The 25,066-nt window shown below is 66.0% G+C and carries 24 protein-coding genes and 3 pseudogenes; 11 read left to right on the top strand and 16 right to left on the bottom strand.

Annotated elements, in window-relative coordinates:
- Nucleotides 1–332 precede the first annotated feature (332 nt).
- Nucleotides 333–1,247 carry an alpha/beta hydrolase gene (locus tag DL519_RS15955; RefSeq protein ID WP_190815931.1) on the top strand — a complete coding sequence of 305 codons (915 nt, stop codon included), beginning with the start codon at nucleotides 333–335 and terminating at the stop codon, nucleotides 1,245–1,247.
- Between the two features lie 439 nt (nucleotides 1,248–1,686).
- Here DL519_RS15955 and DL519_RS48705 read toward each other — a convergent pair whose 3' ends face one another.
- The 3 genes and pseudogenes from DL519_RS48705 to DL519_RS15945 all read right to left on the bottom strand — a co-directional run.
- A complete protein-coding gene (locus DL519_RS48705; RefSeq protein ID WP_263399653.1) occupies nucleotides 1,687–2,025 on the bottom strand; it encodes a transposase in 339 nt (112 codons plus the stop codon).
- Between the two features lie 54 nt (nucleotides 2,026–2,079).
- A complete protein-coding gene (locus tag DL519_RS48695; protein ID WP_263399652.1) occupies nucleotides 2,080–2,496 on the bottom strand; it encodes an IS5 family transposase in 417 nt (138 codons plus the stop codon).
- A 65-nt stretch (nucleotides 2,497–2,561) separates the two neighbouring features.
- Nucleotides 2,562–2,705, bottom strand: a pseudogene (locus tag DL519_RS15945) (IS701 family transposase); the annotation flags it as partial.
- A 102-nt stretch (nucleotides 2,706–2,807) separates the two neighbouring features.
- Between DL519_RS15945 and DL519_RS46515 the strand changes: the two are divergent.
- Nucleotides 2,808–3,839, top strand: a complete 1,032-nt coding sequence (locus tag DL519_RS46515; RefSeq protein ID WP_223839071.1) for an enoyl-CoA hydratase-related protein — start codon at nucleotides 2,808–2,810, stop codon at nucleotides 3,837–3,839.
- On the opposite strand, the gene DL519_RS15935 is transcribed toward DL519_RS46515, so the two are convergent.
- Nucleotides 3,773–4,219, bottom strand: coding sequence for an aldehyde dehydrogenase family protein (locus DL519_RS15935; protein ID WP_223839070.1), 447 nt, complete (start codon nucleotides 4,217–4,219; stop codon nucleotides 3,773–3,775). The genes DL519_RS46515 and DL519_RS15935 overlap by 67 nt on opposite strands.
- On the opposite strand from DL519_RS15935, the gene DL519_RS15930 reads away from it, so the two are divergent.
- Nucleotides 4,101–4,649, top strand: coding sequence for a LysR substrate-binding domain-containing protein (locus tag DL519_RS15930; RefSeq protein ID WP_223839069.1), 549 nt, complete (start codon nucleotides 4,101–4,103; stop codon nucleotides 4,647–4,649). The genes DL519_RS15935 and DL519_RS15930 overlap by 119 nt on opposite strands.
- A gap of 17 nt (nucleotides 4,650–4,666) precedes the next feature.
- Here DL519_RS15930 and DL519_RS15925 read toward each other — a convergent pair whose 3' ends face one another.
- From DL519_RS15925 to DL519_RS15895, 7 genes are all read right to left on the bottom strand, one after another.
- Nucleotides 4,667–6,223, bottom strand: a complete 1,557-nt coding sequence (locus tag DL519_RS15925; protein ID WP_190815929.1) for an AMP-binding protein — start codon at nucleotides 6,221–6,223, stop codon at nucleotides 4,667–4,669.
- Nucleotides 6,220–7,014, bottom strand: a complete 795-nt coding sequence (locus DL519_RS15920) for an enoyl-CoA hydratase/isomerase family protein (protein WP_190815928.1) — start codon at nucleotides 7,012–7,014, stop codon at nucleotides 6,220–6,222. The genes DL519_RS15925 and DL519_RS15920 overlap by 4 nt, the downstream gene beginning before the upstream one ends.
- Nucleotides 7,011–8,375, bottom strand: coding sequence for an MFS transporter (locus DL519_RS15915; protein ID WP_190815927.1), 1,365 nt, complete (start codon nucleotides 8,373–8,375; stop codon nucleotides 7,011–7,013). The genes DL519_RS15920 and DL519_RS15915 overlap by 4 nt, the downstream gene beginning before the upstream one ends.
- Before the next feature lie 4 nt (nucleotides 8,376–8,379).
- Nucleotides 8,380–9,453: a hypothetical protein gene (locus DL519_RS15910; protein ID WP_190815926.1), complete on the bottom strand. Its 1,074-nt coding sequence runs from the start codon at nucleotides 9,451–9,453 to the stop codon at nucleotides 8,380–8,382.
- Nucleotides 9,454–9,468: 15 nt separating this feature from the next.
- Nucleotides 9,469–11,016 carry an acyl-CoA synthetase gene (locus tag DL519_RS15905; protein WP_190824005.1) on the bottom strand — a complete coding sequence of 516 codons (1,548 nt, stop codon included), beginning with the start codon at nucleotides 11,014–11,016 and terminating at the stop codon, nucleotides 9,469–9,471.
- A gap of 245 nt (nucleotides 11,017–11,261) precedes the next feature.
- Nucleotides 11,262–12,155: a LysR family transcriptional regulator gene (locus DL519_RS15900; RefSeq protein WP_190815925.1), complete on the bottom strand. Its 894-nt coding sequence runs from the start codon at nucleotides 12,153–12,155 to the stop codon at nucleotides 11,262–11,264.
- 371 nt (nucleotides 12,156–12,526) lie between these two features.
- The gene (locus DL519_RS15895) at nucleotides 12,527–12,784 is read right to left on the bottom strand and encodes a hypothetical protein (protein ID WP_223839068.1); all 258 of its coding nucleotides are present in this window, start codon (nucleotides 12,782–12,784) and stop codon (nucleotides 12,527–12,529) included.
- A gap of 70 nt (nucleotides 12,785–12,854) precedes the next feature.
- Here DL519_RS15895 and DL519_RS48690 point away from each other — a divergent pair, with 70 nt between their 5' ends.
- The 3 genes and pseudogenes from DL519_RS48690 (at nucleotide 12,855) to DL519_RS48680 (ending at nucleotide 13,664) form a co-directional block, all read left to right on the top strand.
- Nucleotides 12,855–13,271 (top strand): IS5 family transposase, encoded by a 417-nt coding sequence (locus DL519_RS48690; RefSeq protein ID WP_263399652.1) that lies wholly within the window; start codon nucleotides 12,855–12,857, stop codon nucleotides 13,269–13,271.
- Nucleotides 13,268–13,315, top strand: a pseudogene (locus tag DL519_RS48685) (hypothetical protein); the annotation flags it as partial. The gene DL519_RS48690 and the pseudogene DL519_RS48685, both read left to right, overlap by 4 nt.
- A gap of 10 nt (nucleotides 13,316–13,325) precedes the next feature.
- Complete coding sequence (locus tag DL519_RS48680) at nucleotides 13,326–13,664, top strand: transposase (RefSeq protein WP_263399651.1); 339 nt, start codon at nucleotides 13,326–13,328, stop codon at nucleotides 13,662–13,664.
- Here DL519_RS48680 and DL519_RS15885 read toward each other — a convergent pair.
- Together DL519_RS15885 and DL519_RS50000 are read right to left on the bottom strand one after the other, a co-directional pair.
- Nucleotides 13,648–14,580, bottom strand: coding sequence for a (Fe-S)-binding protein (locus tag DL519_RS15885; protein ID WP_449619144.1), 933 nt, complete (start codon nucleotides 14,578–14,580; stop codon nucleotides 13,648–13,650). The genes DL519_RS48680 and DL519_RS15885 overlap by 17 nt on opposite strands.
- 231 nt (nucleotides 14,581–14,811) lie before the next feature.
- A pseudogene (locus tag DL519_RS50000) lies at nucleotides 14,812–15,019 on the bottom strand (FAD-binding oxidoreductase); the annotation flags it as partial.
- A 493-nt stretch (nucleotides 15,020–15,512) separates the two neighbouring features.
- Here DL519_RS50000 and DL519_RS15880 point away from each other — a divergent pair.
- Genes DL519_RS15880 through zwf form a run of 4 tightly spaced genes read left to right on the top strand, consistent with a single transcriptional unit; the run spans nucleotide 15,513 to nucleotide 20,030 of the window.
- The gene (locus tag DL519_RS15880; protein ID WP_190815924.1) at nucleotides 15,513–16,691 is read left to right on the top strand and encodes a transketolase-like TK C-terminal-containing protein; all 1,179 of its coding nucleotides are present in this window, start codon (nucleotides 15,513–15,515) and stop codon (nucleotides 16,689–16,691) included.
- Entirely contained in the window at nucleotides 16,688–17,773 is a 1,086-nt protein-coding gene (gene tal / locus DL519_RS15875; protein ID WP_190815923.1) for a transaldolase, read from the top strand. Before DL519_RS15880 ends, tal begins: the two co-directional genes overlap by 4 nt.
- A 29-nt stretch (nucleotides 17,774–17,802) precedes the next feature.
- Entirely contained in the window at nucleotides 17,803–18,588 is a 786-nt protein-coding gene (locus tag DL519_RS15870) for a hypothetical protein (RefSeq protein WP_223839067.1), read from the top strand.
- Nucleotides 18,585–20,030, top strand: a complete 1,446-nt coding sequence (gene zwf / locus DL519_RS15865) for a glucose-6-phosphate dehydrogenase (protein WP_190815922.1) — start codon at nucleotides 18,585–18,587, stop codon at nucleotides 20,028–20,030. The genes DL519_RS15870 and zwf overlap by 4 nt, the downstream gene beginning before the upstream one ends.
- 545 nt (nucleotides 20,031–20,575) lie before the next feature.
- Here the strand turns inward: zwf and DL519_RS15860 are convergent.
- From DL519_RS15860 to DL519_RS15850, 3 genes are all read right to left on the bottom strand, one after another.
- Entirely contained in the window at nucleotides 20,576–20,800 is a 225-nt protein-coding gene (locus DL519_RS15860; protein WP_190815920.1) for a hypothetical protein, read from the bottom strand.
- Nucleotides 20,801–20,817: 17 nt separating this feature from the next.
- Nucleotides 20,818–21,921 carry an inorganic phosphate transporter gene (locus DL519_RS15855; protein WP_190815918.1) on the bottom strand — a complete coding sequence of 368 codons (1,104 nt, stop codon included), beginning with the start codon at nucleotides 21,919–21,921 and terminating at the stop codon, nucleotides 20,818–20,820.
- 186 nt (nucleotides 21,922–22,107) lie between these two features.
- Nucleotides 22,108–22,251: a DUF1348 family protein gene (locus DL519_RS15850; protein ID WP_190815915.1), complete on the bottom strand. Its 144-nt coding sequence runs from the start codon at nucleotides 22,249–22,251 to the stop codon at nucleotides 22,108–22,110.
- Nucleotides 22,252–22,675: 424 nt separating this feature from the next.
- Between DL519_RS15850 and DL519_RS15845 the strand changes: the two genes are divergently transcribed.
- Nucleotides 22,676–24,979 (top strand): helix-turn-helix transcriptional regulator, encoded by a 2,304-nt coding sequence (locus DL519_RS15845; RefSeq protein ID WP_397545055.1) that lies wholly within the window; start codon nucleotides 22,676–22,678, stop codon nucleotides 24,977–24,979.
- Nucleotides 24,980–25,066 lie beyond the last annotated feature (87 nt).

The following is a 25,066-nucleotide window of genomic DNA, read 5'->3' as shown; positions in this document are numbered from 1 at the left end:
CTAGTCTCGCGCCGGAGGCGCCGACCCGATTGCGGCACAATATTGGGTCGTGGACGGGAAGATCGAGCGCCTTATCGGACTGCTGGGCGAGGGACTCGACCGTGGTCGCTGAGGATGCGAAGGCGGAGTTGATCTCGATACGAGGGCCGCGACGTCGTGGAACGCTTCAACAAGCTCAAGCAGTGGCGCGGCATCGCCACATGATTCGACAAGACTGCCCGCTCCTACCTCGCCGGACCTCACCCTGGTCGCAACGCTCATCTGGACACGATGACTGGTTTCAGGGCGCGCCAGGAGCTGGACGGTGGGCCCTATTCGTACTATGAAGCTCGATGAAACTCGGAATCACTAATCTGATCGATCCGCACCTGCTGCCTCTCGTTGAAGCGTCTCGCGCCTTCTATGCGAATCGCGTGGCTGGTCGGGGCCCACGCAGCTGGGAGGAGCTTCGCGCGATCCGAGCCGATCTCGCCGCGCCCGCCCCGTCGCAACCACCGGCTGTTGAGGAGGTCGTCGACGCCGGTGGCCGTAGCGTTCCGCTGCGGATTCACACTCCTGTGGACACGCCAGCGAAGGGCGTCCTCCTAGAAATCCACGGCGGCGGCTTCTACATGGGGTCGGCCGCTGGCAGCGACATCCGCAACCGCCAGCTCGCGGACGCACTCGGCGTCGCGGTCGCGAGCGTGGATTACCGACTGGCTCCTGAACACCCGTGGCCGGCCGCACCCGACGACTGCGAAACCGCAGCGCTCTGGATCGCAGAGCACGCAGAGGGCCGCTTTGGCACAACCAAGCTCGCCATCAGCGGCTTCTCGGCCGGTGCAACGCTGGCAATCACCACGCTTCTCCGCTTGCGGGACCGGGGGATTTCCGCAGTCGATACCGCCGTACTGCAGTTCGGAACCTACGACCTCAGCGCACAAACGCCCGCCGGACGCCTGATCTCCGATGAATACTTCCTCAAGGCTTACACGGGGGCCGCATCCGACCGCACGCATCCGGACCTCTCCCCGATCTACGCCGACCTCGCTGGCCTGCCTCCGGTCCTGATGGTTATCGGCGATGCAGACATCCTGCTTCAGGACAACCTGGCCATGGCCGCGCGGCTGGCAGCAGCTGGTGTCCACGTCGATCTCCGCCTCTATCCTGACTCCCCTCACGGATTCACGGCCCACCCAACTCCGATGGCGCGGGCAGCGCTGGCCGACATCGAGGCATGGCTCAACGGCTATCTCGGCTCGACGTAGTACTTCGCAGTGGAATGCCTGCGACGCCGACTGAGTTCACCAAAGCCCTAGGCATCGCTCCCAGGCCCAAGATCATCAAAGTCCGGAGAAGTGGGCTGCTGGAATATTCCGCCCGCATGGTCTGAGCAGTTAATCGACGGGGGACGACTCGTCGTTCCACTGCGAATGCGCGAGATCACACGTTCGCTGAGCTTGCAACGCCCAGGTGATCATCTGGTGTCGGATTCGGCTAGGGCTTTGTTAGATCGTCATGGTGGTTTCTGGTGGCAGGTGGGGCATCGGCCTGTCCAGGTGGCCAGCAGTACCCGGAGTCCGTTGAGGATGGTGTAGGAGGTCAGGCCGCCCCAGGTGCTTTTGGGCTTGTCAACCTGAGTTCGGTGAGGAAGAGGTGCGCGGCGGAGACGACGGTGACGTGGCGGTGCCAGCCGGTTAAGAGTTCCTAACAAAGGATCTTGATGTGTCGGTAGCAGATGATGCAGGTGGCCAGTCCGAGGAAGGCTTCGTGGATGTCGTCGCGGCGTTCCCAGCGGATACGCAGGCGTCGCATGCCGTGGTACCACGCTATTGTTCGTTCGATGACCCACCTGATCGTGCCGAGTCCGGAGCCGTGCCCGGTTCCGCGTTCGGCGATCTGCTGGTCGATTCCCTTGTCGCGCAACTCGTTCCGGTGTTTTTCGGAGTCGTAGGCGCGGTCGGCGTAGAGGGCGGCGGGGGCGCCCGCGCTTTCCTCGCACGGGCGGGATCTTTTCGACCAGTGGGAGGAGTTGGGTGACGTCATTGACGTTGCCGCCGGTCAGGCTGAATGCCGTCGGAATGCCGCCGCCCTCGGTGATCACGTGGTGCTTGGAGCCCGGCCGGGCACGGTCGACCGGGCTCGGGCCGCTTTTGGGCCGCGTCGCGCCGCCCGCACATGCGAGCTGTCGATCACCGCCCGAGACCAGTCCAGCTTCCCGGCCGCGTTCAGCTCGGCCAAAAGCTCCTCGTGCAGCCGCTGCCACACCCCGGCCTCGTTCCACTCCGCCAGGCGTCGCCAGCAGGTCATTCCGGATCCAAACCCCAGCTCCTGGGGCAGGAACTCCCACTGGATCCCGGTATGCAGCACGAACAGGATGCCCTGCAAGACCAGCCGGTCCGGCAGCCGCTTGCGGCCCAGCTTGGGCAGCGCGTTCTCCCAACGCGGCAACAACGGCTCAATTCGCTCCCAAAACTCATCCGGCACGATCCACGGCGGCTGCTCACCCTTCCTCACAAGTCCATGATCGACCACTAAGGATCTTCAGGCACTAGAAGTGATTATTTTGTTAGGAACTCTAAGGAGCGTCCTTCGAATTGGGTGAGTCCCAGGCCGATTTTCAGTTCGCGGTAGTCGTGTTCGATGCGCCAGCGGATCTTGGCCAACCGCACCAGCGTTCGGATCGGGGTGTCGGCGGGCAGGTTTGAGATCCAGTAGTCGGTGGGCCCGGGCTGATGCGCAATGCCACGTAGCGTAAGTTGATCATGGTGTTGTGTCAGGGTTTTCGCTGCTGATTCGGCGTGGTGACCTGATCATCACGGGGGTAGATGGCACGGTTACTCCTCGTGGATGTGGATGTGGATGTGGATGTGGATGTGGATGTGGATGTGGATGTGGATGTGGATGTGGATGTGGATGTGGTGTCGCCAGATCAGGTCTCGCTCGGTGTGCTGGTGGCGGCGGTGCCCCGGGATGCGGTCGAGGAAGCGGTCGCGGTGTGCGGGGTCGGGGCCCTACGTGCGGACGGGAAACTCCCACCGCATGTGGTGGCCTACCTGACGATGGCGTTGTGCTTGTTCACCGAGGATGACTACACCGAGGTCGCGACCAAGGTCACGGGGTCGTTGGACCGGTGGGGATGCTGGGACGCCGCCTGGAGTGCGCCCACCGCCAGCGCGATCACCCAGGCCCGGAAACGGCTGGGCCGCACCGTGTTCCCCGAAATCTTCGAACGGACCTGCGGCCCGGTGGCCGGGGAATCCGCCCCCATGGCCGGGCTGCTGGCGACCGGCCGGGCCCGGGGAGCGTGGCTGCGTGAGGCGGCTGAGCAGATGGCTCAGCTGAAGCGGACCTACGACGCAGTCCGCCGCTGCCCCAAACCGGTGGTGGCAGCCGTGAACGCCGTCGCAGCCGGTTCAGGATTCCAGATTGCGTTGTGCGCCGACAGCATCGTGACCCACCCGGACGCCCGAATGGGACAACCAGAGATTCGATCGGGAATGGCAAGCGCCGTCGGCGCCCGACTGCTGCACATGACGGTCGGACATGCACGCATGAAAGACGTCATCCTCGGCGGTCGGCCCCTCTACGGCCACGAAGCCCAACACTGGGGACTCGTGAACCACTTGGTCCCCCGCCAAGCGGTGCTGGTACGGCGATCGATATCGCGCACCGGCTCGCGGCCGGCCATCCCGCCGGAGTCCTTCGCAGCCAGCAAGGAGGGCATCGCTCGCTCATTCGACGCCGAATTCGATGTTGCGTTCGCGGACGCCGCCAAGTACCAGAGCCAGCTTCAGGAGCGCGGTGTTGCCGCCGCTCTCCGGCAGGATCGCAAGACAGCGTCGAGCGAGGGTCTTTGACCTGACATCCGAATGAGTTGCGTCCTCAGCCGCGTCGGCCACCAGCGACGAGCTTGCCGCCCTCGTTCTGGGCCTGCGAGATGGCTGCGACCATCGCCGCATGGGCCGTGCCGTGGATCAGCGTTCCGGCCAGGGTGCCTTCGGCCATTGGGGTTGCCGGCAGGCAGGCGCGAGTAGGCGTCGATGAGTCCGCTGGTGAGCTCCTCGGCGATCGACGAGTGAGCGATGACCCGACGCATCGTCGTGCAGCGCTGACCCGCGGTGCCCGCGGCACTGAACACGATGCCGCGGATCGTCAGATCGAGGTCCGCCGAAGGGGCGACGATCGCGGCGTTGTTGCCGCCGAGCTCGAGCAGCGAGCGTCCGAAGCGGTTCGTCACGCGCGGGCACGCCGCGACACTCGCCGACCTGCGCGACGAGACCTGGATCGCGCCCCAGGCCGGGACAGCGGGCGCCACGACGCTGCTGCGCCTGTGTGCCGAGGCCGGTTTCGAGCCGAGCATCTCCTTCCGCAGCAACAACTACGCCGTGATCCACGGCATGGTCGCGGCCGGATTCGGGCTCGTGATCGTGCCGGCTCTTGGGTGCCGCCCGACTCCCGGAGTCGCAACCACGAATGTCGTCGGCGACGGTGTGGTGCGCGAGATCGTCATGCTGCGCGCGCCCGGAACGCCGACGCCACGTGGGTTTCGATGGCCGACGCGCTGCACGCGTCGGCCATCGAGTTGTGCGAGTCGACCAAGGGATTGTCCTTGCCCGACCGGTGAGGGCCGTGCGCTGTCACGGCATTGGTCGGGTCGACGAGTCTGACCGGCCGAGGGCGTTGGTCATGGCGAAGGCATCCTTCTTCGGGCGTCGAAGGCGTCGCTCGTCTCCCGCGATAGCAGCGACTTCTGGATACGCAGGCTCGGCGTCTTCGGGAAATCGTCCACGACGGCGACGTAGCGCGGAACCTGGAACCGGGCGAGGCGCTGCCCGCACCAGGCGACGAACTCCGCCGGGTCGAACGTGGCCGGGTCGGTGACGGCGACGAACACCTTGATGTCCTCGTCGCCCTCCGGGGCGGGCACGCCGACGACCGCGCTCTCGGCGACCGCCGGGTGCGTGTTGACGATCGTCTCGACCTCCCAGGCCGAGACGTTCTCACCGCGATGCCGCAAGGAGTCGGTAAGCCTGCCGATGAAGTGCAGCGCACCGCCGGTGAAACGGCCTCGGTCGCCGGTCCGCCACCAGGGGCCGCGGCGGGACCGCGCGGTGGCCTCGTCATTGCGGAAATAACCCGGTGTCACGAGGCCATCGACCAGTGGACGCAGCACGATCTCACCGATTTCACCATCGGGAACCGGCCTGCCGTGCTCGTCGTGCACCTCGACGTCGAACCATGGCAGGGCCCGGCCGATGCCACCGCCAAGGCCGGCGACGTTCGCGGTCGAAATGCTCGATGCCTCGGTCATCCCGTAGCATTCGCGCACCCGCAGACCGAACCGCGTCTCCGCCTCCCGCCACGCCTCGCTGGTCATCCCACCGCCCCACGACACGCGCACGACGTTTCGGCGCTCGGACTCCGTCCGGGGCCGGCTGAGGAGCATCGGCAGGATGCCGCCGAGGTGGTGGATGTGCGTCGCACCCGCGGCGACCACCTGGGACCAGAAGGCCGAGGCACTGAATCGCTCGACGAAGGCCAGCCGGACCCGGCGCAGCAACGGGAGCAACAGCACCTGTGCACCACCGATATGGCACAGCGGTTCCCAGAGGAAGAACACGTCGCCGTCCCGCGGTGTGCTCGCTGCTTCGGTGCCGAGCGCGGCGGCCCGCAGCATCCGGTCGGTGACCTGCACTCCCTTGGCCGGCCCCGTCGTGCCCGAGGTGTACATGATGCTGACGACGTCGTCGCCGTCCGGTCGGGGCAGCACCGACCGCACGGCGTCGCCCTGGCGCCACGGCGCGATGCCGGTCCCGTATTCGACAACCCAAGCCTGTGTGGTACCGCGCGGGAGAGCCGCGAGTTCGGCGGCGTACCTCGGGTCGATAATGAGCAGGCTCGGGTCGCAGTCGGTTAGCACATGGGCGAGCGGCTCGCCACGGAGCCGGGTGTTGACCGGCACCCATACCGCCCGCATCCCCACCAGCGCGTGAACCAACACCACGTGCTCGAGATGGTTGGGCAGCATCACGGCCACCCGGTCACCCCGGTGGACGCCCAGCGCGGCCAGCCCGCGCTGGGCGTCCGCGACGGCTTCCGCCAGCGCGGACAGGGTAACCGGTTCTCCGGCGAAGTCCGCGTACGGTGCCTCGCCGCGCTCGGCCGCGGCGGCGGCCAGCAGTTCCGGAATGGTGGCTCCGGTGAGTACGGCGAGGTACCGCGGGGCGAGCTCAGTGGTCACGACCGGACGCTCCGGGTCGCCGCGGCCTTCTTCGCCTTCCTGGTCTCGAAGAATTCGCGCATCACCTGCTGCGGCTGCCCGGACGCCCAGGCTTCCCGGTCGATGCGGGCAGCCGCCGCGTACGCCTCGCGCAGCCCGGGAAGGAGGTGCTCTCGGTAACGCCGCTTGGTGAGTGCGACCGCGACGGTCGGTAGCGCCGCGATCTGGCGCACGATCTCGATCGCCTTGTCGAGCACCTGCTCCCGCGGCACCACGTGATGGATGAGACCGACGGTGGTCAGTTCGTCGATGCCCATCAGTCGGGAGCTGAGCATCAGCTCCAGCATCCGCGACGTGCCGAGCGCATTCTGGGTGAGATACATGCCGGTGATGCTGGGAATGCCGGAGCTGACCTCGGTCTGGCCCATCGTGACCTCGGGGTGAGCCACTCGCACGTCGCACAGCAACGTGAACTGGTACCCCGATCCGGCCGCGACACCATTGATCGCGGCGACCACCGGTTTGTCGACATGCAGCACTGCTTCGTAGAGGGCACGGAAGTTGTCCAGCCACCGCTGCACGTCCTCGGGATCGAACTCGGCCGTCTCCGCCAGGTCCTGTCCGGCGCAGAACGCGCGCTCGCCCGAACCGGTGAAGACGATCCCTCGCACTTTGTCATCGGCGGCCAGCGCGACCACCCGATCCCGTACGCGGTCTTGCATGCTCATGGTCCAGGCGTTGAGCGCCGCCGGCCGGTTCAGGGTGATCACGGCCACGCCGTCGCGGTTCTCTACCAGGATCTCGTCGGTCATCGACCGCTCCTTTCCTTCGGGGTCAGCATGGTGTTGTCGGGACGCAGCATGGAAACCTTCGACGTCTCTGGCAGCGCCTTGATCGGGATGAGGGCCAGCAGCGCGAGCACGATGAGGTAGAACGCAGGCGCCAGCTTGTTATCGGTCAGCAGCACCAGGTATTGGCCGACGAACGGCGCCGTGCCACCGAACAGCGCGTACGCGATGTTGTAGCCGAGCGCGGCGCCGGTGTAGCGCACCGCGGCCGGGAACAGCTCCGCCTGCGCGACGGCGACGACGGAGGCCACGGTCACCAGCGGCAGCGTGATGAGCAGCTGTCCGACGATGGCCAGGCCGAGTCCTCCGCTCCCGGCGATGAGGTATCCGGGCACCGCGAGCACTACGAGCGCGAGCGCGCCCGTGCCGATCATCCGTTTCCTGCCGAGGCGGTCGCCGAGCCTCCCGGCCAGCGGGATGAACAGGCTGTAGGCCAGCAGGGCGAGGCTGTTCGAGGCGAGTGCCGTAGTCGCGCTGAGGTGCACGACGCTTTGCAGGTACGTGGTGAAGTAGCTCGACACCGTGTAGAACGCGACCGCGTTGAGCGAGGCGATCCCGATCAGCAGCAGCACCTCGCGGCGATAGTTGGTCAGCACCTCGCGCAGCGGGGTGTGGGCGACCTTGTTCGTCCTCTCCAGCGACCGGAACACCGGGGTGTCGTCGAGCCGCATGCGCAGGAACAGCCCGACGAGGGCGAACGGCGCGGCGATGAGGAACGGCACCCGCCATCCCCAACCGTTGTAGACGGCGTCGCCCATCCAGGTGTTGAGGCCGACGATGAGCAGCGCGGCCACGGCGAACGGCAGGGTCTGCGTGCTGTTGGACAGGCCGGTCCAGGTGCCGCGCCTGCCGCGCGGCGCGTACTCGCTGAGGAACGCCGCCCCGCCGGAGGACTCGCCGCCGGCCGAGAATCCCTGGCACAGTCGCAACAGCGTCAGCAGGATCGGGGCGGCGATGCCGATCTTGTCGTAGGTGGGCAGTAATCCGATGAGGGTGGTGCTCACGCCCATCAGCGTGAGGATTACGACCAGAGTGTTGCGCCTGCCGATCCGGTCGCCGAGTTGGCCGAAGAAGACGCCACCCAGGGGCCTGGTGATGAACGTGAGGCCGAAGACCGCCAGGGTGCCAAGCAGTGCGGCAGTGTCGTTGCCCGGCGGGAAAAAGTGCCGGGCGATCACCGTCGAGGAGTAGGCGTAGATCGCGAAGTCGTACCACTCCACGAAGTTGCCCGCTGACACGCCCGCGAGCGCGCGGATCGCCATCCGGCGGCCCTGCGGGGTGCCGAAATCCGTATTCGCCGAAACCGTCGATTCGTTGGCTTTCATGACATCACCACAACCATCTGCCGGTGTCGGTGAGCTGCCATGCCTCGCCGTCGCCGTCCGCGGTGCGCGTGATCTCGACGTGGCCGTTGAGCATCCGCGTCGCCGCGCTATGGAACTCGAAGAACGCCTGTCGCAGCCCCTGTGGATACGACTCGTCGAACGGGTGGTAGGAGCCGACCTCCAGCCGGTAGGTGCGCTCGTCCACCTTCGTGACCCGCGCGTCCCTTCTTGTCGCGGTGAGGAGCCGCTCGTGGAAAGTGGCGATGTCGGCCACCGACCTGCCGGGCACACCTGCCGTGGCGGCGAGCTCCGGCGTGAGCTGGACCGCGAGCAGCCGGGACGCCGAGGCGACAATCTGGTGGCTGGCGAACTCGCCGTAGGTCTCGTAGAGGGAGTCGACCGTCGCTTGGACGTACCCGGCGGAGAACTTGGGCCGTGCCTTGAGGATCCGTTCCTCCGGCCACAGCACCGGATCGAGCTTCGGCGCGGTTTCGGGGTCGAACTCGGGAGTGTGCAGCACCGTCTCGTACCGCATAGTCTGCGATTCGTCGATGTCGTGGTCGTATTCGATAAAGTAGCCCTCGTCGTAGGGGTCGCCTTCCATGGAGAACTTCGTGCCGACGTAGCCGAGCTGCGGGCAGTTCATGTACTTGCCGTTGCGCGGGTGCCACGAGCTGAAGACCGTGCGACGCACCGAGGCGGGCATGGCGATCATCGCGACTCCCGCATACATCCACATCGGCGCCCGGTAACGCACCCACGCCTTCTTGGGCGATTCCTCGACGTACTCCATGTCCAGTCCGCCGATGATGTTGGTGAAGTAGTGGTACTTCGCCGCGGCGACCGCGGGTGGGTCGTCGTGGATGCCGAGCTTGCGGAGCCCTTCCGCGTACCGGTCGCCCTGGTGGTTGGTGAGCACCTCGAACCACAGCTTGTTGGCGGCTGCCTCGCCCTTCTCCCGGAACGTCATCGCGGTCAGCGCGGAGAACATCCTGCTGAAAAAGGTCGTGGAGAGCGCGGAGGAGAACCGGAGCCGCTCCAGCTCGGTGGTCGTCGCTTCCTGCGTTATCGTAGTCACTTTCGCCTCCTTGTCTTAGTACTCACAACTGGCGGGCCACGATCTGAGCTGAGCGCGGCCGAGTTTGCCCGACTGCCCACGCGGCAGCTCGCCGACGAACTCGACGAGCTTCGGGTAACCGAAAGTGGAGTGGCCTTCCCTGACAAAGCGCTTGATGCTCTCGGCGAGCTCGGGGGACGGTTCATGGCCCGGGCGAAGGACGATGAAAGCCTTCACCCGGTGGCCGCGTGCCGGGTCCGGGATACCGATAACACCCGCCTCGGCCACGGCCGGATGGCGGCCGCACGCTTCCTCGATCTCGAACGGGCTGATCCGGTAACCGGCCGACTTGATGACGTCGTCCTTTCGGCCGACGTAGAAGACGTAACCCTCGGGATCGGCCGACGCGATGTCCTTGGTGTGGAACCAGGTGCCGCCGAAGTCCTCGGTAGTCTCCGCAACACGACCCCAGTAGCCCAACGGGTACTGCGGATTGCTGCGGGCGCGCAGGCATATCTCCCCGACCTCACCTGGAGCCACCGGCTGCTCGTCCTCGTCCAGGATTGCGACGTCCCAGCCGGGCACCGGAAGGCCCATCGAGCCCTCTTTTCTCGGTATGCCGGGAAAGTTGCCGATCATCGGATAGGCCTCGGTCATCCCGTAGTTCTCCAGCACGGGCACGCCGAACTGCTCGGCGAACCAGGCGGACTCGGGTTTCCCGAGCGGTTCGTTCGCCGCGCACACGACGCGGAACTTCTGCGGGAACCGGGTACCGGCGTCCGGGACCGCGTTCATCATGATCCGCAGCCCGGTCGGGTTGAGGAACACGTTGCTGACGCCGAGCCGGGACAGCACGCCGAGCAGCCCCGCCGCGTCGAACTTGCGGCCGGTCGCGTAGACGACGTTGACCGCGCCGCAGCGCCAGGGCCCCAAGATCTTGTAGACACCCCACGCCCAATCGCCCATCCAGTAGGAGAACTCGCCGTCGCGCAGGTCCTGGCAGTACTCGAACTCGTTGTGCCCGATGAGGCTGCGGTGCGGCGCGAGCACGCCCTTGGGACGGCCGGTGGAGCCGGAGGTGTAGTACAGCAGTGCCGGGTCGTCGGCCAGCGTGTCGGCCTGGTCCGGGGCCGCCGGGCACGCGTGAACCGCGGCCAGGTCTTGCCCGTCGAGCAGCAGGGTCTCGGGTACCGCGTCGGTGATGCCCCGGGCGGCGGTCGCCGAGTCGGTGACGAGCAACCGGGCGTCCGCGTCCGTGATTCGGTAGCGCAGTGAGTCGTCGCTCCACAGGGTCGACAGCGGCATCCCGATCGCACCGATCTTCAGCACCCCGAGCAGGGCAGCCGCGCTTTCGGCCGTCGTCGGCGACAGCACGCCGACCCGGTCGCCACGGCGGACTCCCCGCGCGCTGTAGTAGCTGGCGAACCGGGCGCTGAGGTCCTGCAGCTCACCCCAGTGCACCTGCCTGTCCGGACCTTCACCGTCCGTCCAGATCATGGCCAATTTCTCTGCCGGGTGTTTATCGCAGACGTCGCGCGCGACGTTGTAGTGCCGAGGAACCACCCATTGATGATTCGCGCGCATCCGGTGATAAGCCGCCAGGTCATTCAAGGAAGATCCTTTCCCTGGAAAGGGAAATCGAGTCGCGATGCGTTCGGCTCGCGAATGCCGCAGTTCCGCGTTGCGGCCGGAATGTCGATCGGTGGAATAACACTAGGATCGCGATGACCACGTAAGCAATGGCAACGAGCCCGCGGTCTCGTTACCGGCACCCCAAGGCCGCCTTGGCCTCGACGCGCCGACCAGCAAGTCCTTCGTGCGCCCCCGCCCTACCGGGCGCAGACCTCACGCAGCGCTTCGATGCCCTTCGGTAGTAGCGGGTTGGAGTTCGCCGAGCGATACAGCGCGAGGATCCGCCGCCCCGGAGTCCACTGCCGCAACGGCGCGCTGTAGACGCGATCCTGGGGCGTGTAGCCCATCTCCGGAACGATCGCCACGCCCGCCCCACCCCGCACAAGCCCCTGCACGACGTCGTAGTCGTCACTGCGGAAAGCGACCGCCGGGACGAACCCGTGTGCCGCACAGATCCGGCGCAGGCACCTGGCCGCGTCCGTCTCGTCCTGGCTGGAGATCCAGCGATCGTGCCGCAGGTCCTCGAGCCGGAAGTCCTCGGCATTGGCGCGCGGGTGCTCGACAGGCATCACCAGCAGTAGATCCTCGGTCATCAGCTCGACGCCGGCGAGCCCCGCGGGCCACCGCTCCGGCACCAATGCGTAGACGTGGACGATCGCGATGTCGACGTGCCCCTCGACGACCCCGGCGACGAGATGTCCGGTGTTGCCCTCGTCGAGCTCCACATCCGCGTCCGGGTACGCGGTCATCACGCTGGCGAGCACCTGCGGGATGATCCTCGAGTTGGCGGTGGGGAAGCTACCCAGCCGCAGATGACCGTGCGCGCCGTCGGCCAGTCCCGCGAGCCGGGCATCGAAGTCGCCCAGCCGCATCAGGAGTTCCTCGCCCTGGGCCGCGACGTACCGGGCGGCGGTAGTCGCGCGGATGCCATGCGCCTCCCGCTCGAACAACGTCACTCCCACGACCCGCTCCAGGCCGGCGATCTGCTGGGAGACCGCCGACGAGGTATAGCCGAGACGTCTCCCCGCCCCGGCGAAGGAACCTTCCCTGACGACCTCGCACAAAGCACGCAGCTGCGTAATATTGACCATTCGCAGATACTAATGCGAACTGGCGCGTAGTTCTACCAAATGCAGGCCGGGGTCGCGAAAGAGAGCGCGGACGATTCGTGGTCCACATTTGCGAAGTTGCCATGCTTGACGTTCTTCCAGCCGCAATCATGGTCGAGTACCGGCTGGTACGAGGAAAGGAACAAAGCCGGATCTTGCCGTTTGCGCCTATTCGGTAGCTGGTCACATTCGGGGGGTCCTTCCAGCGGGCAGTGGATACGTCAGTGGCGGTGTCGCGGTGTCAGGCTTGGGTTCTGGGGTAACAAGTGCGAGATGAGCTCGAGTTGCGGTGGCGGCTACGGTTAGTCTCGCTCCTCGGTTCGCGTCTCGAAGCGGGGCGTGGGACGGATGGGTTACCTTTCCTGTCCTTGCTTGCGGAGTTCCCCGGCGAGTATTTGGACGAGGTGTCGGCTGTCGAGTCCGGCGAGATCGCGGACTTGGGTACGGCAGGAGAAGCCGTCGGCGAGGATGCGCATGTCCGGGGCCTGATCCGCCTTAGCGAGGATGCCGTCCTTCGCGATCTGCTCCGAGAGTTCGTAGTGGCCCTTCTCCATGCCGAAGTTGCCTGCGAGACCGCAGCACCCGGCGGAGGTCTCGATGTCGCAGCCCATGGCCTTAAGAGTTCCTAACAAAATAATCACTTCTAGTGCCTGAAGATCCTTAGTGGTCGATCATGGACTTGTGAGGAAGGGTGAGCAGCCGCCGTGGATCGTGCCGGATGAGTTTTGGGAGCGAATTGAGCCGTTGTTGCCGCGTTGGGAGAACGCGCTGCCCAAGCTGGGCCGCAAGCGGCTGCCGGACCGGCTGGTCTTGCAGGGCATCCTGTTCGTGCTGCATACCGGGATCCAGTGGGAGTTCCTGCCCCAGGAGCTGGGGTTTGGATCCGGAATGACCTGCTGGCGACGCCTGGCGGAGTGGAACGAGGCCGGGGTGTGGCAGCGGCTGCACGAGGAGCTTTTGGCCGAGCTGAACGCGGCCGGGAAGCTGGACTGGTCTCGGGCGGTGATCGACAGCTCGCATGTGCGGGCGGCGCGACGCGGCCCAAAAGCGGCCCGAGCCCGGTCGACCGTGCCCGGCCGGGCTCCAAGCACCACGTGATCACCGAGGGCGGCGGCATTCCGACGGCATTCAGCCTGACCGGCGGCAACGTCAATGACGTCACCCAACTCCTCCCACTGGTCGAGGCGATCCCGCCCGTGCGAGGAAAGCGCGGGCGCCCCCGCCGCCCTCTACGCCGACCGCGCCTACGACTCCGAAAAACACCGGAACGAGTTGCGCGACAAGGGAATCGACCAGCAGATCGCCGAACGCGGAACCGGGCACGGCTCCGGACTCGGCACGATCAGGTGGGTCATCGAACGAACAATAGCGTGGTACCACGGCATGCGACGCCTGCGTATCCGCTGGGAACGCCGCGACGACATCCACGAAGCCTTCCTCGGACTGGCCACCTGCATCATCTGCTACCGACACATCAAGATCCTTTGTTAGGAACTCTAAGGAGCGTTCGGTCTGCGTCGTAGCCCATGACGGAGTGGTGATGGCAGTGGGGCTGGACGAGGAGCTTCTCGGCGGCCTTCGGAGGCTCGCAGTCAATGGAAGTCAGGAATTCGGCGACTGTCTTGACACAGCGAGAGAGCTCTGCGGCGCGCGGATCTTCGGGCAGGAGCTCGAGGAGGTCGGATCGGAGCGTGGCGGTGCAGGACGGTTCCAAGCCGATGACTGTCCTGCCGTCCCTGACGTGGGGCAGGAGCAGGTCCACGGTCTTCCGGAGCTTGGCCTTGGCGGCAGTGAGCTGGCCGGTGGAGATAAGCGTGAGGCCGCAGCAGGCGCCGGAGCCGACGATCTGGATGTCGCATCCGGCTGCCGAGAGTACGGCCAGGGCGTCGCGCGGGATGTCGGGCGCCATGGCATCGGAGAAAGAATCGACCCACAGCACGACCATGTGCCCGCCATGGTTCTGGTGCTCGGCCGCGGCCTCCTCCTTGTTCCATCGGAACGGGACGCGGGGAAGCTGGGGGAGGGAACGGCGTGTGTCGGCTCCTATCAGCATCATCATGGTCTTGCGAAGGAGCGGGATGCGCCCGGCGAGGTTGATCAGCTGTGCTACGGGCGCGGCAAGCTTTAGCCACTGAGGGAGCCGGCCAAGGGTGTAGTGGTGGAGAGGGCGAAGGCGGCCCTTGTAGGTTTGGTGGAGGGTTTCGGACTTGAACATGGCCATGTCGATGCCGGTGGGGCAGTCATTAGCGCAGGCCTTGCAGCTCAAGCACAGGTCGAGGGCCTCGTGGAGTTCCGGGGAGCTCCAGCCGAGAGTCACGGTCCCGCCGTTGAGCATCTCTTGGAGGGTGTGTGCCCGTCCTCGCGTCGAGTCCTTCTCGTCGCGGGTGGCCGTGTAGGAGGGACACATGAACCCGCCTTGTTGGCGCAGGTCGGCGCGACACTTGCCGACCCCCACGCAGCGATGGACGGCCTTGGTGACGTCGCCACCATCGTGGGCGAAGGCGAACCCGTCGGTGTCCTGCAGCGGCAGGGCTTGAGGGCGGCGCAGGTCGGCGTCCATGGGTGCGGGGCGCACGACGACGCCTGGATTCATGAGGTCGTCGGGATCGAAGAGGGCCTTGAATGCCTCCATTGCCCGGAGGGCTTGCGGGCTGTACATGCTGGGCAGCAGCTTCGCGGGCACGGCCGTCCCCGTGCTCACCTGAGAGGGAGCCACCGTACTCGGTGGCCAGGGAGGCGGCGTGCTCGAGGAAGCGACGCATGAGCTCCGCGTTGCGTTCGAGGGGGAAGTCGATGCGGACATGGACGCAGCCGTCGCCGAAGGGGCCGTAGGAGTTCCCGATCAATAAAAGCTCGGTCCTTAAGGGCCGAGTTGTTTACATCCACGACGATCCGCACGATTCCTTCCGGCCGCGCGTCCCGCCCCGCAGCGGCCGTAGATCGGTCAACCAGGTGACCCAGCTGAGTAGCCAAGCCACCGCCCACCCGAGGCCGCACGCTGAGCGGCCGTGCAAACTCGGCACGCCGATTCGCTCCGGCGGGAGCTCGGTTCCCCGCCACGATTGATGGTTTCGCAATTGATCAAAAGGGCCGAAAGCCACAACCCGCCCGGTGATTCGGACATATAGCTGAAAAGTTGAGCGTGGGTGCGGGCCGACCTACGCTCGTTCGAGAGAGGTCCCACGCTCGGCCGAACATCCTAGAATCGGGCCTGCCAAGGCGGTTCTTTCCGAACCGGTGACCCGACTCATCGCGCCGCCGCGGTTCCACTCCGCACTTCTTGGCCAGGCTCGTCGACGCAGCACAGGCGTAGACCGCGGGCACGGAGGGGGCGCAGCAATGACCGACCTGGACACGCTGTCGGTGAACACGATTCGCGGTCTGTGCATGGACGCGATCCAGAAGGCGAATTCCGGGCATCCCGGGACTCCTATGGGTATGGCGCCTGTCGCATACACTCTGTGGCAGCGGTTCTTGCGCTTCGATCCCGCCGATCCCATCTGGCCGAACCGCGACCGTGTCGTGCTCTCCGAGGGCCACGCTGCTGCCTTGCTCTGGTCGCTCCTGTACCTGACGGGCGTCCGCGCGGTCGATCCCGACTACGAGGTGTTAGGCCGCCCGGCGGTAGCCTTCGACGATCTGAAGTCCTTCCGGCAGCTCGATTCGCGCTGCCCAGGTCACCCCAAGTACCGGTGGACGAGCGGCGTCGAGACGACGACCGGCCCGCTCGGCCAGGGGGTGGCCACCTCCGCCGGGATGGCGATCGCCGGGCAGTGGCTGGCGTACTGGTCCGGGTTCCTGATCTTCTCCGACTACGCCAAGGCAGCCATCCGCCTCTCCGCGTTGATGGAGATCCCCACCGTCCACATCTTCACCCACGACTCCATCGGGGTCGGCGAGGACGGACCCACTCACCAGCCCGTCGAGCAGCTCGCAGGGCTGCGCGCAACACCCGGGCTGCTCGTCTTCCGCCCCGCCGACGCGAACGAGGTCGTCGAAACCTGGCGGGTGGTCACCGCCCTCCGCCGGGAGCCCGCAGCGCTGATCCTCTCCCGCCAGGCCCTTCCCACCTTCGACCGCGGTCGACTCGGGGCGGCCAGCGGTGTCGCGCGGGGTGCCTACGTGCTGGCGGACGTGCCCTCCGGCGAGCCCGAGGTGATCCTGCTGGCCACCGGCTCCGAGGTGTCGTTGGCCTTGGCCGCGCATGACAAGCTCACCAACGAGGGCATCGCGTCCCGGCTGGTGAGCATGCCGTGCTGGGAGCTGTTCGACCGCCAGCCGCGGGAGTACCGCGATCAGGTGCTGCCGCCTGCGGTGACGGTCAGGGTCACGGTGGAACAGGCCTCCACGCTCGGCTGGGACCGGTATGTCGGTGCCAGCGGAGCCATCGTCGGTATGCACACCTTCGGTGCCTCCGCACCCCTCAAACAGCTGCTCACGAAGTTCGGATTCACGCCTGAGCGCGTCTCGCAGGTGGCACGCGAACTGGTGGCCCGGGCTGAGGAGGCGATGACGTGAAAGCGACTCAGACCCTGCACGAGCTCGGGCAGAGCCTGTGGCTCGACAACATCACCCGCGACATGCTCGGCTCCGGTCGGCTCCGGCACTACATCGACAACTACTCAGTCACCGGTCTGACATCGAACCCCTCGATCTTCGACAAAGCGATCTCTTCCGGCTCGTACAACGCGGCCATCCGCGCCACAACGGCGTCAGAACAGCCGGATGAGGAGCTCTTCTTCGAGCTGGCCATCGAGGACCTTCAGAGAGCTGCCGATCTTTTCCTGTCCATTCACGAGCGAACGGACGGTGTGGACGGCTGGGTGTCCCTGGAGGTCTCCCCGCTTCTGGCGTACGACACCGCCCGGACCATCGAAGCGGCGAAGGCACTGCACGCCCGAGCGGGCCGGAGCAACCTGTTCATCAAGATCCCCGGTACCGCCCAAGGTCTCCCGGCTATTACCGAGTGCATTGCCTCGGGCGTACCGGTGAACGTCACCTTGTTGTTCTCGGCCGACCACTACCGGGCTGCCGCCGACGCGTACCTGACGGGCGTCGAGCGAAGGGCGGAGCTGGGACTCGATCCGGCCGTGGGCTCGGTGGCCTCCGTTTTCATGTCCCGCTGGGATGCCGCTGTCAGCAGCGAAGTACCGGAAGATCTGCGGGACCGGCTCGGCCTCGCGGTCGGACAGGACACGTACCGGGCGTACCGGACCCTGATGGACTCCGACCGGGTACAACGCCTGGAGAACGCCGGTGCACGCATGCAGCGACTGCTGTGGGCGAGTACCCGCACCAAGGACCCCGACGCGTCGGACACGCTGTACGTCCACGGACTCGCCGCGCCGTTCACGGTCAACACGATGCCCGACGAGACGCTCAAGGCCTTTTACGATCACGGCGAGGTGGGTGAGCCCATGCCCGTCGACGGCAATGGCTGCGACGCGACGCTAGCGCGGTTCGCCGACGCAGGCGTGGATGTCACAGCGCTCGCTGCCAAACTCCAGAGCGACGGCGCGGCATCCTTCGTCGCCTCCTGGAACGACCTTCTGGCCTGCATCTCCGCACAGAGGGAGGCCCTTGTCCGCCCCTCCTCCTGACCCGAACCGACCGATCCGAGGGCCGAGAGATGTCCATCACGCCCCTCCGGCAGCAGCCGTCGTGGAAGGCACTTGAACAACATCACGCCGAAATCGGAACCGTCCATCTGCGTGAGCTGTTCGCTCAGGACCTGGGCCGCGGTGAGCGCTTGTGCGCGGAGGCGGCCGGCCTGTACCTCGACTACGCCAAGAACCGCGTCACCGGCGAGACGATGCACCTGCTGTGCGAGCTGGCCCGAGCGTGCGGAGTGGAGGAGCGCAGGGACGCGATGTTCCGCGGCGAGCACATCAACGTCTCGGAAGACCGCCCGGCGCTGCACGTGGCCCTGCGCATGCCGAGGGGGAGTTCGCTCGTTGTCGACGGCGTCGACGTCGTCGCCCAGGTCCATTCCGTCCTGGACCGCATGGCCGCCTTCGCCCAGCGCATCCGGTCGGGCGGCTGGAAGGGACACACCGGAAAACCGATCAGGAACATCGTCAACGTCGGCATCGGCGGCTCCGACCTCGGGCCGGTCATGGCGTACGAGGCGCTGCGCCACCACACCCAGCGAGACCTGACATTCCGCTTCGTGTCCAATGTGGATGCACTTGCCCGGTCACCGAAGCTGGAGGAATTCACCGGGCGCGTCTCGGACTCCGGTGAAGGGCGATGGACCGTACTGGCGGCGGTCGATGAGGGCGTGCCTGCCGCCGTGATCACCACGGCGCTCACCGAGCGGTTTCAGTCCCGAGGCCTTAGCGAGTTCGCCGACAAGCTCCTGTCCGCCATGCGCAGCGAGTTCGGCGGACACACCGAGAAAAGGAGCCAGTCGTGACACACCCGGACGACCACGTGATCGTGCTCTTCGGCGCCACCGGCGACCTCGCCAAGCGCAAACTGCTCCCTGGACTGTTCCACCTCGCCTGGGCAGGCCTACTCCCCGACAGCTACCGCATCGTGGGCACGGGTCGGGCTCACTCCGCGCTGAACGACGATGCGTTCCGCAAACACGCGCACGATGCGGTAGCCACCTTCGGACGCTCCGAGCCGTCCGGGCCGGTGTGGCAGACCTTCGCGGACACGCTGTCCTTCGCCGCCGCCGACCCACCGGATGCCGGCCCGCTGCTCGCGGCTGTACGGGCGGCCGAGGACTCCATCGGTGGGCAGCCACGCAGACTCTTCCACCTGGCCGTTCCGCCCTCCGCGTTCGGATCCGTCATCGGAATGCTCGGCGACGCGGACCTGGCGGAGAACTCGAAAGTGATCGTAGAGAAGCCCTTCGGCACGGACCTCGCTTCGGCCCGAGCGCTCAACGAGACGATCCACGCCGTGTTCGACGAATCCCGGATCTTCCGTATTGATCACTTCCTCGGCAAGGAGTCGGTGGACAACATCCTCGCTCTCCGCTTCGCCAACGGAATGTTCGAACCCATCTGGAACCGGGACCACATCAGCCATGTACAGATCGACGTGCCCGAGACGCTCGGCCTCGAGGGCCGCGCCCACTTCTACGAAGGCACCGGAGCTTTCCGGGACATGATCGTCACGCATCTGATCCAGGTGCTGGGCATCGTGGCGATGGAGCCACCTGTCTCGCTGGCTGCCCAGCCGTTGCGCGACGAGAAGGACAAGGTCTTCGAAGCGCTGCGCCCCATCGAACCCGGGCACGTCGTACGCGGCCAGTACGAGGGCTACCGCGACGAACGGGGCGTGGCGCCCGATTCGCAGACCGAGACGTTCACCGCGCTGCGGCTGGAGGTGGACAACTGGCGCTGGGCCGGTGTGCCGTTTTACCTGCGCTCCGGCAAGAAACTCGCACAGCACCGCGAGGTGGTCACCCTCGGCCTGCGGGAGCCGCCGCTGCGGATGTTCCCCATCGATCTCCCCCAGCAGGAGAGGAGCCGAGGCAACCAGATCGTGATCGACTTCGGGGACCCCGGGTGGATCGCCGCCTGCTTCCTGGCAAAAGAGCCCGGCCCCACCATGCGACTCGCACCAGAAGCAATGACCTTCCGCTACGCTGACTCTTTCTGCCAGAATCACGGGCTCGAAGGCTACGAACGATTGATTCTGGACGCCATGCTGGGTGACCAGTCGCTGTTCACCCGGTCGGACGGCATCGAGCGCATCTGGGACGCATCGACCCCGTTGCTCGAGAATCCACCGCCGCTACAGTCGTACGCCCCCGGCTCTTGGGGCCCCGAACCGGCCGTCAGCGAACTGATCGCACCACACCAATGGCATCTGGAAGACGCCGACGACGCCGTGCGGAAATAGCTTCGTTGCGCACGACGCGCTGGTGACACCACACGAATCCTCGTTCGCTGCGACTGCACCGGTATCGACCTCCGACAAGGGATGGTCGGCCACGCCCGCGAGCAGCACCCCGGCCTGACCATCGAAGTCAACGACATGCGCAACGCCCGCCTAGGCATCACCGCCCGACGTGATCATCTGCCTTGGCAATTCCCTGCCTACCTCCACGACGACCAGGACACCCCGCAAGGCATGCGCGACCTTCGCCGTACATGCAGCGCAAGTCGCGTTGCTCATCCTGTTCAACCCTGTAGCCCCGCCATCGCCCGAAGCGGCCGAGCCCTTCACCTCCCGGGTCGATACCGGCAGCTCGTACGCCGAGGTCACCACACGGGTCGCCGACTGCTGCTGGGCTCCGCGAAGCCGCCCGGTTTACACGCTGGACTCGCGCCCGGCCGCCGAGTAGCGTTCCGTTCGCCTGGCCACGGCTCATTTGGCCGGGTCCAAGCAACCACACCCATCCGTCCGGTTCGCTGGTCGGGAGCGGGGCGCAGCAGACCAGTCGGTCAGCCCGCGACGATTAGGTAGAGACCGTAGAGGACAAGCACGACGCAGGCCGCGAAGCACAATGCCGCTGTCACGGTGGGTCCTAGCGACGACGTGTGTCGCTCGAACGCGGCGGTGCGTTTCCCCATGGCCACGATGCCCAGGCTGAACAGCACCACGACGACGACGCCAACGGCCAGCGAGACCACGAAGACGCTGCCGAGTCCGCCCCAACTGGTGTGCATCGCTGCGCCTGCCCCTCTCAGCTCACGGGAACTTCGTTGACGTTCGTCGCATTGATCGGATTTCGTCGCGACACCCAAAAGGCGCCCGCCGCCAGTGCGAGGGCGACCACGGCGACGAGCACCGTGCCGCCGACGCCTTGCGAGGCGACCCCGCCGGCGACTGCACCGATCGCGGCCGCGGCGGGCAAGGTCAGGACCCACGCGACCACCATCTGCCCGGCCACTCCCCAGTGCACCTCGGCCAGTTTCTTGCCGACGCCCGCTCCGACGACGCTGCCCGAGGCGACGTGCGTGGTGGACAGCGGGAAACCGACATGCGAACTGGAAAGGATCACCGCGGCGGTGCTGGCCTCCGCCGCGAAACCCTGCGGCGACTCGATCTCGGTGATGCGCTTGCCCACGGTGTGGATGATTCGCCACCCACCGAAGTAGGTACCCACCCCTATGGACAGCCCGGCGATGAGAATCACCCACACCGGCGGACGCGAACCCACGGGCAGCGCGCCGGCCGTGATCAACGTCAGCGTGATCACGCCCATCGTCTTCTGCGCGTCGTTCGTGCCGTGCGCCAGCGATACCAGCGAGGCAGAGGCCACCTGACCGGCCCGGAACCCGCCCACACGCACCGATCGGTCGGTGCGGCGGGTCAGGACATAGGCGAGGTAGGTGGCGATCATGGCCACTACGCCCGCGATCACCGGGGACGTCAGCGCAGGCACTACTATTTTCTCGACGACCGTGGCGAACTGCACTGCGCTGGAACCGGCCGCCACCCACGTAGCACCGATGAGCCCTCCGATCAGCGCGTGCGAGGAACTCGATGGCAGCCCGACCAACCAGGTGGCCAGGTTCCAGAGGATCGCGCCCACCAAACCCCCGAAGACGACCGACGGACCGATCCGGGCCTCGTTGACGATTCCGCTGGAAATCGTCTGGGCCACCTGGACCGACAGAAAAGCACCCACGAGGTTGAGCACGGCCGAAATCCCGACCGCGACCTTCGGCCGGAGGGCGCGGGTGGCGATCGAGGTCGCCATCGCGTTCGCGGTGTCGTGGAATCCGTTGGTGAAATCGAACACCATGGCGGTGACGATGACCAGGAGCACCAACGAGATGTCCATGTCCACATGCTGTACGGGCGCAGACCGGGATGTCGAGGGCAGAAAGTTGGTGGTGCCGCCCGATTTCCGCACCACGCTCACACATCCGTAGCACCGCGGGATCGACATCGTCGGCCGGGACCTTCGCGTGGAAACACCACCGGAGCATCGTTCGCCGGTACCCGACTACCGGATGCCACCCGCGAATCAGAGGCGCCGCTCGGACGGCTCAAGCCGGTAGTCGTTGATGCTCGCCTCGCGGACCGCCAGCAGCCCGTCCGGGGCGACCTGCCACAGCTCGTTGCCGTGGCTGCGCCACCGCTGTCCGCCCGCGTCGCGGTAGGATGCCACGTTCCCGGAGTTTGGTCAGCACGGTTGTGTGGTCGCCGTCCCGTGCTAGTCGTGCGCTAGCCCTTCAGCAGGCGCGGAACTCGGCACGCCGGCGGCGCAAGGTGGAGGCCCGGCACCGGCTGGCGGGGCACTGGGGTGAGCAGTCCGGGCCCATGTTCGTTCACCTCGGGTAAGATCAACTATGAGATCGGCGGTCACGTCGAGGCGACTTCGGTGGGATCTTCGCGATGCATCGCCTGGTGACCAAGCTCGGTCTGGCAAAGAAGATTGACGCCGACCTGGATTTGTTGAAGATCCACTTGCCGTATCGCGAAAATCCAATATTCGAGCCCCACCGGTTTCGCTTGACCTGCCCGTTAGGAGCAGCTAAGCTGAATCGATCATGTCAGTGGCTGTGCCCACCTGGCACGCGGCCCGTCCACCGGTGGAACTTACGAGCTTTGTGGGGCGTCGGCGCGAGTTGGCCGACGTGAGGAAATTTCTGAGCTCCTCACGGGTAGTGACCCTTACAGGCGTCGGTGGTGTGGGCAAGACCAGGTTGGCATTGCGGGCGGGCGCGTTGCTTGAGCGGTCATTTCCGGGCGGTGTCTGGTTCATCGAGCTTGCCGGTCTGAATGATCCAGGACTCGTCTCCGGCACCGTAGCCGCCGCGTTCGGCCTGCAACATCAGTCTGGGACGACGCCATTGGCGCAGCTTCCGGACCGTCTTCGTGACCGCCCGCTCCTGCTTGTGCTGGACAACTGCGAGCACATTCTGGATGGGTGCGCGCAGCTCGCGCGTTCGCTGCTCGAACAGTGCCCGCTGATGCGGATCCTGACCACCAGCCGCCAACCCCTGAGCATTGCCGGCGAGACTGTCCTGGAGCTGGCTCCCTTCTCGGTCCCCCCGGACAGCGCAGGATCTCCGGAACGGGCGACTCTCCTTCGATACGCAGCGGTTGCGCTGCTCGAGGAGCGAGCTCAAGCGGTGGATCCAACCTTCGCCGTCAGCGCAGACAACGCCCAGGTTGTCATGCGATTGTGCCGTCGACTAGACGGCATTCCACTGGCGATCGAACTCGCCGCAGTCGCGCTTCGGTTCATGACGGCAGAGGAGATCGTGGACCGCCTCGATCACCGCTTTCAAATGCTGACTGACGGAGACAGGACAGCGCCGACCCGCCAGCAGACCCTGCAAAACATGGTCGACTGGAGCTACCGGCTGTGCTCCACCGCCGAACAAGTGCTGTGGGCACGACTGTCTGTGTTCGGTCCAGGGTTCGATCTGGAGGCCGCCGAAGTGATCGGTTCAGGCGACGGCATCGGGACCGACGAGGTACTTGATCTGCTCGGGGGTTTGATCGACAAATCGATCGTGACCGCGGAAAGATATCCCGGCAAGACCCGTTATCGGCTGCTGGACACACTCCGGGATTACGGCCGGGACCGCCTCGCGGAACTCGGTGAGACCACCATCGTCCGTCGCAAGCATCTGCACTACTACCGGCACCTCGCCGCCCAAGCCGAGGCAGAATGGTTCAGCGCCGGACACACGACGGTCTTCGCCCGGCTACGAGCCGAGCACGCCAACCTGCGCGAGTCACTTGAATTCTCGGCTTCCGAGCCCGGCGAATCGCAAGCAGGCTTGGTGATCGCTTCCTCCCTCCGATTCTTCTGGCTCAGCAGCGGGCATGTCTACGAGGGACGTCGTTGGCTGGATCGATTCTTGGCGCTCAGCACGGAACGCGATCCGGTACGTGTCAAAGCGCTCTACGTCGACGGGTACTTGAATGCCGCGCTCAACGCCGCGTCATCCGGGTCAGCCCTTCTCGAGCAGGCGAGCGCGCTGGCGGCGGAGTTGGGCGACCAATCAGGGGCGGCCTACGTCACGCAGATCTCGGGGCTCACCGCCCTGTTCAACGAAGATCCGGCGCGGGCGAGCGCGCTCTTCGAAGACGCTCTCGCTAAGCATCGGCTGATTGGCGATCACGCTGCCGCCGCCTACGATCAGATCGAGCTCGCGTTGGCAGCCGCGTTCCTTGGCGATCATGAGCGCGCCGCTGACCTGTTCCGCGGGTGCCCTGCCGTCAAGGAGACCTACGGCGAACAGTGGATGAGATCGCTTGCCCTGTGGGCGAAGGGAATAGCAGACCTACTAGCGGGCAATTACCATCAAGCCACTGCTGCGGAACTGGAAAGTCTCCGCCTGCGGCTCGGCTTCCATGAGCAGTTTCAGATCGCATTGTGCGTTGAGATTCTGGCCTGCATAGCCAGCGCAGACGGTGACCCGGCACGGGCTGCGACCTTGTTCGGCGTGTCCCACACGATCAAAAAGAACGTCGATGCGTCGCTCGCCGGCCACAAACATGTCGCGCGCCTACACGACCACTACGAGGCAGTAGCACGTAGCTCACTCGGTGACGAGACGTTTCAGAAAGACGTTCACCGCGCCACACGGCTCGACTTCGACGACGCCATCGCATGGATACGGAATCCGAGCAAAGCCGGGGAACCAGCAAGCCTCAGGACCGAAGAACCGCACGCGCCGGTGCTTACTCCGCGTGAGCGAGAGGTAGCAGCGCTGGTCACGCAGGGCAACACCAACAAAGAAATCGCCGCCATCATGGTGATCTCCCGCCGCACCGCTGAGGCCCACATCGACCACATCCTGACCAAACTCGGCTTCACCACTCGGACGCAAATCGCCACCTGGGTCACTCAACAGAAGACCACGCGACGATGCGACTGACACCGCCGCTGAGTTTTCGGATTGACGTGGACCAGTAGAAGCGCTGCCCCGTCTGCGAGACGGCATCTTCTCCACAGCCGATCAACG

Origin of the sequence: Saccharopolyspora pogona (assembly GCF_014697215.1) — a bacterium.
GTDB classification, from domain to species: Bacteria; Actinomycetota; Actinomycetes; order Mycobacteriales; family Pseudonocardiaceae; genus Saccharopolyspora; species Saccharopolyspora hattusasensis.
This window is presented reverse-complemented; position numbering and strand designations above follow the sequence as displayed.

What these genes read in the sequence shown, in the direction of transcription:
- DL519_RS15905 (WP_190824005.1), bottom strand. Translation starts at nt 11,016, where the DNA reads ATGCGCGCGAATCATCAATGGGTGGTTCCTCGGCACTACAACGTCGCG.
- DL519_RS15870 (WP_223839067.1), top strand. Translation starts at nt 17,803, where the DNA reads ATGTCCATCACGCCCCTCCGGCAGCAGCCGTCGTGGAAGGCACTTGAA.
- DL519_RS15920 (WP_190815928.1), bottom strand. Translation starts at nt 7,014, where the DNA reads ATGACCGACGAGATCCTGGTAGAGAACCGCGACGGCGTGGCCGTGATC.
- DL519_RS15895 (WP_223839068.1), bottom strand. Translation starts at nt 12,784, where the DNA reads ATGGGCTGCGACATCGAGACCTCCGCCGGGTGCTGCGGTCTCGCAGGC.
- DL519_RS15860 (WP_190815920.1), bottom strand. Translation starts at nt 20,800, where the DNA reads ATGCACACCAGTTGGGGCGGACTCGGCAGCGTCTTCGTGGTCTCGCTG.
- DL519_RS15955 (WP_190815931.1), top strand. Translation starts at nt 333, where the DNA reads ATGAAACTCGGAATCACTAATCTGATCGATCCGCACCTGCTGCCTCTC.
- DL519_RS15880 (WP_190815924.1), top strand. Translation starts at nt 15,513, where the DNA reads ATGACCGACCTGGACACGCTGTCGGTGAACACGATTCGCGGTCTGTGC.
- DL519_RS15915 (WP_190815927.1), bottom strand. Translation starts at nt 8,375, where the DNA reads ATGAAAGCCAACGAATCGACGGTTTCGGCGAATACGGATTTCGGCACC.
- DL519_RS48705 (WP_263399653.1), bottom strand. Translation starts at nt 2,025, where the DNA reads ATGACGTCACCCAACTCCTCCCACTGGTCGAAAAGATCCCGCCCGTGC.
- DL519_RS15885 (WP_449619144.1), bottom strand. Translation starts at nt 14,580, where the DNA reads ATGTGTCCCTCCTACACGGCCACCCGCGACGAGAAGGACTCGACGCGA.
- DL519_RS48680 (WP_263399651.1), top strand. Translation starts at nt 13,326, where the DNA reads ATGACGTCACCCAACTCCTCCCACTGGTCGAGGCGATCCCGCCCGTGC.
- DL519_RS15855 (WP_190815918.1), bottom strand. Translation starts at nt 21,921, where the DNA reads ATGGACATCTCGTTGGTGCTCCTGGTCATCGTCACCGCCATGGTGTTC.
- DL519_RS15900 (WP_190815925.1), bottom strand. Translation starts at nt 12,155, where the DNA reads ATGGTCAATATTACGCAGCTGCGTGCTTTGTGCGAGGTCGTCAGGGAA.
- DL519_RS46515 (WP_223839071.1), top strand. Translation starts at nt 2,808, where the DNA reads ATGGCACGGTTACTCCTCGTGGATGTGGATGTGGATGTGGATGTGGAT.